Source organism: Roseivirga sp. UBA1976 (genome assembly GCF_002336325.1).
GTDB classification, from domain to species: domain Bacteria; phylum Bacteroidota; class Bacteroidia; order Cytophagales; family Cyclobacteriaceae; genus Roseivirga; species Roseivirga thermotolerans.
On the sequence record NZ_DDDQ01000010.1, the window covers coordinates 7943 to 17046 of the forward strand.

Annotated in this window: 9 protein-coding genes; 8 read left to right on the plus strand and 1 reads right to left on the minus strand. The window is 42.4% G+C overall.

What is annotated here, in order from left to right; all coding sequences use genetic code 11:
• Positions 1 to 229: 229 nt before the first annotated feature.
• The 7 genes from B3763_RS01050 to bshB1 all read left to right on the plus strand — a co-directional run bounded on the left by B3763_RS01050 (position 230) and on the right by bshB1 (position 7819).
• Positions 230 to 625, plus strand: a complete 396-nt coding sequence (locus tag B3763_RS01050) for an START-like domain-containing protein (protein ID WP_189630031.1) — start codon at positions 230 to 232, stop codon at positions 623 to 625.
• Positions 626 to 695: 70 nt separating this feature from the next.
• Positions 696 to 2447: an LptF/LptG family permease gene (locus B3763_RS01055; protein WP_286742710.1), complete on the plus strand. Its 1752-nt coding sequence runs from the start codon at positions 696 to 698 to the stop codon at positions 2445 to 2447.
• Between the two features lie 71 nt (positions 2448 to 2518).
• Positions 2519 to 2794: a 30S ribosomal protein S15 gene (gene rpsO / locus B3763_RS01060; RefSeq protein ID WP_189630033.1), complete on the plus strand. Its 276-nt coding sequence runs from the start codon at positions 2519 to 2521 to the stop codon at positions 2792 to 2794.
• 98 nt (positions 2795 to 2892) lie between these two features.
• Positions 2893 to 5031, plus strand: a complete 2139-nt coding sequence (pnp, locus tag B3763_RS01065; protein ID WP_189630034.1) for a polyribonucleotide nucleotidyltransferase — start codon at positions 2893 to 2895, stop codon at positions 5029 to 5031.
• Between the two features lie 88 nt (positions 5032 to 5119).
• Entirely contained in the window at positions 5120 to 5983 is an 864-nt protein-coding gene (locus B3763_RS01070; RefSeq protein ID WP_189630035.1) for a sigma-70 family RNA polymerase sigma factor, read from the plus strand.
• A gap of 126 nt (positions 5984 to 6109) precedes the next feature.
• Positions 6110 to 7075, plus strand: a complete 966-nt coding sequence (trxB, locus tag B3763_RS01075) for a thioredoxin-disulfide reductase (protein WP_189630036.1) — start codon at positions 6110 to 6112, stop codon at positions 7073 to 7075.
• A gap of 27 nt (positions 7076 to 7102) precedes the next feature.
• A complete protein-coding gene (gene bshB1, locus B3763_RS01080; RefSeq protein ID WP_189630037.1) occupies positions 7103 to 7819 on the plus strand; it encodes a bacillithiol biosynthesis deacetylase BshB1 in 717 nt (238 codons plus the stop codon).
• Positions 7820 to 7974: 155 nt separating this feature from the next.
• Here bshB1 and pdxH read toward each other — a convergent pair whose 3' ends face one another.
• Complete coding sequence (pdxH, locus tag B3763_RS01085) at positions 7975 to 8619, minus strand: pyridoxamine 5'-phosphate oxidase (RefSeq protein WP_286742718.1); 645 nt, start codon at positions 8617 to 8619, stop codon at positions 7975 to 7977.
• Positions 8620 to 8720: 101 nt separating this feature from the next.
• Here pdxH and B3763_RS01090 point away from each other — a divergent pair.
• The coding region (locus tag B3763_RS01090) for a YqgE/AlgH family protein (protein ID WP_286742721.1) at positions 8721 to 9104 on the plus strand (384 nt) is incomplete at its 3' end.

Genomic DNA, 9104 nt, shown 5'->3' on the forward strand with positions numbered 1-9104 from the left:
CTAACCAACTGAGCTACCTCGCCAGATTCCTTGAAATTACCCGAAGGGATTAGCCTTCGGTTTACTCAATTTTAGGATACCAAAATAGCCTTTTCGCTTACGGGCTTGCTAAAATTGAGGTGCAAAGGTAATTATCTAAACTTGATTATTACAACCTGTTTCCACACTTTTTTTTGTTTGTCGAAATGGTAATTAAGTTCTATATTACCCAACTTCATTTTTTCAGCCTATGGGAAAGTTAAAGTTCGTGACGGAGTTTGAGGTGAACGCTTCTCAAAAGATGCTCTTCCCTTACCTTAGTACGGCCAGTGGCCTTGCTCAATGGTTTGCAGACGATGTGAACATTAATGAAGACAAGGTCTACAGTTTTTTGTGGGATGGTGAGGAGCATAAAGCACGAAAAGTTTCCCAGCGTACCAATCATTCGGTCAAATTTGAGTTTCTCCCCGAAACTGAGGAAGACGAAGACGACCCCAATTATCTTGAGCTGAAACTCGATGTAAATGAGCTTACCCAAACCGTATTTTTACAGATTACCGACTACTCTGATTTAGACGATGAAGAAGAGCAGCAGGATCTTTGGGAAAACCTTGTGTACTCACTAAAAGAACTCATTGGAGGTTAAGCCAACACCGGCTTGCATTTACTAGCTAAAGGCATGATCTTTGAGGCCTAACCGGGGCAAATTAGGCTGCATGAAGAAAATAGATAGGTTGGTATTCGGATCCTTTATAGGACCTTTTTTGCTCACCCTTATTGTTGTTGATTTTATCCTCCTGCTGGTTACCCTGTTGAAATACTTCGACCAGATTATGGGCAAGGGGTTAAGTGCTTCTGTCTTTGCTGAGCTCATTACCTATTTTTCGATATCCAGTTCCCCCGATGCATTCCCTCTGGCCATTTTGTTAAGCTCAATAATGACCTTTGGTAATTTGGGAGAACACTCTGAGTTAACCGCAGTGAAGAGCTCCGGAATATCCTTGGTAAGAGCGTTGCTGCCCATTTTTATTTTTGTGTTGGGCCTCACCGGTTTTACCTATTACTCCAACACCCAACTTGTACCTAAAACCAACCTCAAAACCTACAGCCTGTTATGGGATATGCGAACCAAAAAACCTGCCCTTGATATCAAGGAAGGTGTTTTTTACGATGGTATACCGGGCTACAGTATCAAGGTGAATCAAAAAATAGGCGATGAGCAATTAAAAGATATTATCATTTACGATCATACTTCCAATAGCTCTCAAGGGAATAAGAAGGTAATTCTGGCTGACTCCGGCCGAATGTATTCCTTTATGAATCAACGCTATCTGGCTTTAGAACTCTACGATGGAAAGCGCTACGAGGAGAATATGAACGAAACCCGGGATGACAAAGAAAAAGGGGGACAGTTTATTAGAGACACTTTTTCTAAGAGCATTATCCGCTTCGATCTGTCATCGTTCGATATGGGCGATACCGATGAAAAATTATTCAGAAGGAGCCGTCTGGTGCAAACCCGCCAAGAGCTAATAGAAGGTATAGACTCTATGCAGCGTGACATACTTTCTAAAGAAGCACAGATATTTACCCAGGTAAGTTCCAATGGTTTCAGGTTTCATTTGGCTCGCGACCTTGATGTTCCTGAAGAGATTGCCAAACCTAAGGCATATTACGATTCGCTGTATAATCTTGAAAAAGCCAAAAAGAAGTCAAAGGCAGATGATATAGTAACCCCCGATAGTGTGATGGGGCGCAGCAAGCCGGAAGAACGATTGGTAAACGGTGATGCAAATATAGGTGAGACTGATACTCAAACTGAAGACGATTTGGAAGAGCAGTTAGAGTCTGCTCGTTCCAGGGGAGAGCAATATGCCCGGCAACAAGAGTCAGCGATAAGTAAAAAAAATAAAGTTTATACAGAAGAGCAGATAGATAAGACCTTAGAACGGCTGGAGGAATATTATGAACCGTCTAAGGCTAATCCCGACAACTTACGAATTACCACGGCCATTAATTATAGCGTTAACAATACCAGAACGGCCAGAAATATTCTCAACAGCCGAATTACAACGCTGAAGAATGTGCAGAGAGATCAACGTAAGTTTAGAGTCACCAAGAACCAACAGATAGCCAGGTCAATGGCTTGTCTTATAATGTTTCTTATTGGTGCTCCCATTGGGGCCATTATTAAGAAAGGAGGATTGGGGCTGCCGGTCATTGTTTCAGTTATTTTCTTTTTGGTTTACTACGTTTTAAATACCACCGGAGACAAGTGGGGAAAAGAAGGTGTGTTAGATCCGGTTGTGGCAGTGTGGATGTCCAATGCTGTTTTACTACCCATAGGCTTGTTCTTTTTACGACAGGCCAGAAACGACTCTCGTCTCTTCGAAGTAGATGCCTATCTCAATGCCTGGGAAAAGGTTAAGAAATTCTTTTGGAGAAAGAATCGATCAGAAGAAGTCTAAGGTTTGTTAATTACCCTTCGAATTCATACCTTTGCGGCTGTTTTAATTATAAAAATCAAATTTAGCTAAGCATGTATTTATCAAGCGAAAAGAAACAAGAGTTGTTTGAGAATCATGGTCGGTTAAAGTCAAAAGGTGATACAGGGTCTCCTGAGTCACAGATTGCACTTTTTACCTACCGAATCAATCACCTTACAGAACACTTAAAAGTTAACAAGAAAGATCACTCTTCTCGATTGGGTCTTTTGAAACTGGTAGGTAAAAGAAGAAGATTGCTCGACTATTTGTACAACAGAGACATTGAGCGTTACAGAGCAATCATTAAGGAATTGAACCTTAGAAAGTAAAATATTAAAGAAGGGAGTTCTTAGGAATTCCCTTTTTTCCTTTTATATTTTATTGCAGGATGAACATACTTCCTGCTTTCTTATTTTAAAATCTATATATGTCGAAAATTGTAACTAAGTCCATCAAAATGCCCGATGGCGCGGAAATCACAATCGAAACGGGTAAACTAGCAAAACAAGCGGACGGTTCAGTAGTGGTAAGAATGGGCAACACCATGTTGCTCGCTACAGTGGTGTCAGCTACTGAAGCCAAAGAAGACACAGACTTTCTCCCTCTTTCTGTAGACTATCAGGAAAAATTTGCTAGCTCAGGTAAAATTCCTGGCGGTTTTTTAAAGAGAGAAGGTAAACTTTCAGATCATGAGGTGCTAATTAGCCGATTGGTCGATAGAGCCTTAAGACCTCTATTTCCAGATGATTATCATGCCGATACGCAAGTGATGATCTCTATGATTTCTCACGATGAGAATGTAATGCCGGATTCTCTGGCAGCATTGGCAGCTTCTGCTGCTCTTTCTGTTTCAGATATTCCTTTCAACGGACCTATTTCTGAGGTTCGCGTGATTAAATATGAAGGTGAGTTTTTGGTAAACCCTAATAAGGAAAAAGCCAAAGCTGCCGAGTTAGATATTATTGTTGCTGCCGACCTCAAAAACATAATGATGGTTGAGGGCGAGATGAAAGAGGTTTCAGAAGCAGATTTGCTCGAGGCCATGAAAGTAGCCCACGATGCCATTAAGTTGCAGTGTCAGGCACAGATTGAATTGGCCCAAGAAGTTGGGTCTACTCAAAAAAGAGAATATTCTCATGAAAAGTCAGATCCGGAGCTTTGGGCTAAAATGGAATCTGAACTATATGATAAGTTATATGCTGTTGTTTCTAAGCAAACAGCCGATAAATCGGTTAGAAGCAACGATGTAAAAGCCATCAAAGAAGCTTTTGTTGAGTCACTTCCTGAAGATCATGAATACGACTCATTCCTTATAAGCCAATATTTTAAGAAGCTTCATAAAAGAGCTGCCAGAACCTTTGTGCTCAATGAGAGAAAGCGACTGGATGGAAGAGACTTTACGGAAGTAAGGCCAATTACCTGTGAGGTAGACTATTTGCCTTCAGCTCATGGTTCGGCTGTGTTTACACGAGGAGAAACTCAATCATTAACATCGTGTACCCTAGGTACTAAACTAGATGAGCAAATGATTGATGGTGCTACTGAGTCGGGTTATAACAAATTCATACTGCACTATAACTTCCCAGGTTTTTCAACCGGAGAAGTTCGTCCCAACAGAGGACCTGGCAGAAGAGAAGTAGGGCATGGTAACCTAGCCATGAGAGCACTAAAACAAGTGCTTCCGGCCGAAGATACTAACCCTTACACCATACGTTTGGTCTCAGACATTTTAGAATCTAACGGTTCTTCTTCTATGGCCACCGTTTGTGCAGGCTCTTTGGCACTTATGGACACTGGTGTTAAAATCTCTGCTCCAGTTTCGGGTATAGCCATGGGAATGATTTCAGATGCTGAAACCGGAAAATACGCCATCCTTTCTGACATCTTAGGCGATGAAGATCACCTGGGAGACATGGACTTTAAAGTTACCGGAACGGCTAAAGGAATTACTGCTTGTCAGATGGACATCAAGGTTGATGGCCTTTCTTACCAAGTACTGGAAGAAGCGCTTGAGCAGGCAAAACAAGGAAGACTCCATATTCTCAATGTAATGAATGAGGTGATTTCTGAGCCAAGAGCCGACTTCAAACCTCATGTGCCTAGAAGTGAGAAGTTCAATATTCCTAAAGACCAGATTGGTGCTGTTATTGGTCCTGGTGGTAAGGTAATTCAGGAAATACAGAAAGAAACCGGAGCAACCATTAATATCGAAGAGGTGGCCGATAGCGGTGTTGTTACTGTTTTTGCAGTGAACAAAGAGGCTATGCAGGCGGCTGTTAAGCGAATTAAGGCTATAGTAGCTGTTCCTGAAGTAGGCGAAGTTTACGAAGGTAAGGTGAAGTCTATAATGCCATTTGGAGCATTTGTAGAGTTCATGCCTGGTAAAGACGGATTGCTACACATTTCGGAAATAAAATGGGAACGACTGGAAAAAATGGAAGGCGTTCTTGAAGTAGGTGAGGAAGTAACCGTAAAACTCATTGGAATAGACAAAAAGACGGGCAAGTTCAGGCTGTCCAGAAAAGTTTTATTACCAAAACCAGAGCATAAGAACGAACAGAATTAGTATCTGCCACGTTGTTATGAGTGGAACTTTTCATAATTTACGAGTTGTTCCAAATTGTTTAAAGACAGGAAGAAAAGCATTTATTTGAATGAGACAGCTTAAGATTAGTAAGCAGATTACCAATAGAGAGTCGCAATCTCTCGATAAGTATTTACAGGAAATTGGTAAGGTAGACCTTCTTACTCCCGATGAAGAGGTAGATTTGGCCAAGAGAATCCGAGAAGGAGATCAACTGGCCTTGGAGAAGCTTACCAAAGCCAACCTGAGATTTGTGGTATCTGTGGCTAAACAATATCAAAATCAGGGCTTGTCGTTGGGAGATTTGATTAACGAAGGAAACCTTGGGTTGATCAAAGCAGCTCAGCGTTTTGATGAAACCAGAGGTTTTAAGTTCATTTCTTATGCCGTTTGGTGGATCAGACAGTCCATTCTACAAGCTCTGGCGGAACAGTCCAGGATTGTACGACTCCCGTTGAACAGGGTAGGTTCATTGAATAAAATTTCAAAGACCTTCTCTGAACTTGAGCAAAAATTTGAAAGAGAACCATCGCCCGATGAATTGGCCGAAGTATTGGAAGTAACCACCAATGAAGTTGTGGATACTATGAAGATTTCGGGTAGACACGTGTCTATGGATGCTCCATTTGTTCAGGGAGAAGAAAATAGCTTGCTGGATGTACTTGAAAATGACATGGAGGAAAAGCCAGACACTGGTCTGATGAATGACTCCCTGAGAAGAGAGGTACAACGAGCACTTTCTACCCTAACCCAACGAGAGGCCGATGTGATTACGCTATATTTTGGTCTGAATGGAGAGCATTCCATGACTCTGGAAGAGATTGGCGAAAAATTCAATCTAACCCGCGAGCGTGTAAGGCAAATCAAAGAAAAGGCCATCAGAAGGTTAAGACATACTTCGCGCAGCAAGGCGTTGAAGCCTTATCTGGGCTAATCGATAGTATTAGAATAAAAAGAAAAGGTGTCCTAAAAAGACACCTTTTTTTGTGTGTCCACATTGGGAACAATTGCTTTGCTTAAAACTGTTAAAGGCTTAGTTTTGACAAAATTTGAGAAGGAGATGACGAAAGAAAACGTAAAAGTGCTGATTATTGGATCTGGCCCTGCCGGATATACTGCCGCTATTTATGCCTCTAGAGCCGGTTTAAACCCTGTTTTGTATACAGGAGGAGAGCCTGGAGGACAGCTAACGACTACCAACGATGTTGAGAACTTTCCAGGGTACCCCGATGGTGTAAACGGTCCGCAAATGATGGTAGATCTTCAAAAGCAGGCAGAGCGATTCGGTACTCAAGTGCGTTACGGAGTTGTCACAAAAGTAGACTTCTCGTCATATCCTCATACCGTTTGGGTAGACGATAAGCATGAAGTAACGGCCGAGGCTGTGATTATTTCAACAGGTGCCAGTGCCAAATACCTTGGTTTAGAGTCTGAGAAAACATTTGCCAACAAAGGAGTATCGGCTTGTGCCGTTTGTGATGGCTTCTTCTACAGAGGTAAAAATGTGGCCGTAGTTGGCGGTGGTGATACTGCTGCTGAAGAAGCTACTTATTTGGCTAACCTTTGTCCTAAAGTATACCTTCTGGTTCGAAGAGACGAAATGAGAGCGTCCACCATTATGCAGGAGAGAGTGAAAAACACTCCTAACATAGAAATCTTATGGAATACAGAAGCCGAAGAGGTTTTGGGAGATGATAGCGGTGTAACGGGGGTTAGGGTAATAAATAATGAAACCGGAGAGAAACGAGAGTTGGAGATTAGTGGTTTCTTTGTTGCTATAGGCCATAAACCCAATACAGATATTTTCAAAGACTATCTTGAGATGGATGAAACCGGATATCTCATTGTACAACCCGGTAGTACCAAAACCAATGTAGAAGGGGTTTTTGCTACGGGCGATGCAGCCGATAGAATTTATCGTCAGGCCGTAACAGCTGCAGGTACCGGTTGTATGGGGGCATTAGATGCTGAGCGATTTCTCGCAGAAAAGGAGTTTGAAAAAGAATCAGAAAAGGAGATGGCTTAATCTCCTTTTTTTCACTAATCAATAGTAATGAAATTAGATATTCTGGCGTTGGCCGCCCACCCTGATGATGTAGAACTTTCGTGTGCTGGAACCCTCGTAAAGGCGGTTTCGATGGGGAAGAAGGCTGGGATTGTCGACTTTACTCAAGGAGAATTGGGCACGCGGGGAACTCCTGAAATACGAATGCAGGAAGCCCAAGCCTCGGCAAAAATCATGGGGCTTTCCGCACGGGAAAATCTAGGCTTTCGTGATGGTTTCTTTACCAACGATGAAGCACATCAGCTTGAAGTCATAAAAATGATCAGGAAGTACAGGCCAGAGATTGTACTCGCCAATGCCATTAGTGATAGGCACAGCGATCATGGAAGAGCTTCTGAGTTGGCTCGTGAGGCCTGTTTTTTAGCCGGGCTTACCATGATAAAAACGGAACACGAGGGGCAAAAACAAGAAGCCTGGCGGCCCAAAACCGTATATCACTACATTCAGAGTATCCCTCATGACCCCGATATAATTGTTGATGTCTCTTCGGCCTGGTCAACCAAGCTAGCAGCCATAAAGGCATTCAAATCGCAGTTTCATGATCCTGAATCCAAAGAACCGGCTACCTATATTTCCTCTCCGGAATTTTTAAACATGATTGAGGCCAGAGGTATTCATTATGGCCATGAAATAGGAGTGAAATACGGTGAAGGCTTTACCGTAGAAAGAACCCCCGGTGTAAGCTCAATCTTCGACCTCGTTTAGAAGAACCACTGTAGACGGTTTGGGCTTCAATGCTGCCCATCGTCACAAGTTTAGAGTTCATTAAGGGGTGGCTTCATTATTCCAAGATACTTCCACAGGCTTCTGAGCGTAGCTAGGGGTTGAACTCAAATCGAATGGCCAAACAGTTACGGCAATCAAGGCGAAAGCCGACTAATTTTCCAGTTGCCTTTGGCTTGTTTTTCATAAAGCAGCCGATCGTGCAATCGGTTTTGCCTTCCCTGCCAAAACTCAAATGAAGTAGGCTCAATACGGTAGCCTCCCCAAAAATCGGGCAAAGGCACTTTTCCCTCTTTAAACTTTTGTTTCATTTCTGCCAGTTTCATTTCGAGTATAGAACGCGAACTAATGACCTGACTTTGTTGAGAAACCCAGGCTCCCAACTGGCTGCCATGAGGCCGACTGGTAAAGTATTTTAATGACTCTTTGGCCGAAACCTTTTTGGCGACTCCCTGAATGAAAACCTGCCGCTCCATGGCGTACCAGGGAAATAACACACTTACCTGATTGTTCTTTTCAATATGGCGCGCCTTTCTACTTTTATAGTTGGTGTAAAAGACCAAACCGCTATGATCCAGGGCTTTCATAAGAACGGTGCGCTGAAAAGGCCTGTTCATTTCATCTACTGTACTCAACACCATGGCGTTAGGTTCCAGCAATTCTCCTGACTGCGCTTCTCCAAACCATTTTTCGAACTGTACAAAGGGGCTTTCGTTGGCCGATTCTACATCGAGAGCAGCTTTGGTATATTCCTGTCGGAGATCAGCAATGGATTTGGTCATAAGCAGTTTTTTTATTCAGGTAACAAATTTAAGCACTAAAGTTTTTCCTTTTCGTTAGGCAAAGTAAAGATGCATTTATAATTTCCATTCAAATCGATTATATGTTTGAATACGACAAAAATATTCCGGACCCGGAGCGAGGAGACTTTCTAATCTCAGAGCCATTTTTGAACGATCCAAACTTTGAGCGAACGGTAATTTTGGTTTGTGAACATTCAGAAGAAGGTACCTTTGGTTTGGTACTCAACAAAATGAGCGACCTTACATTAAGCGATGTAATGGATGAGTCGATTAATTTTAACGGTTACCTCAATATTGGTGGGCCGGTAGAACAAAACACACTACATTTTGTCCACAGGTTAGCCGATCAGATTCCGGGGTCCATTGCCTTAGGAGAGGATTTGCATTGGAGTGGAGATTTCGAGCACATTAAATTCATGCTCAATTCTGGGCTGCTAAAAGAAGACGACATACAGTTTTACTTA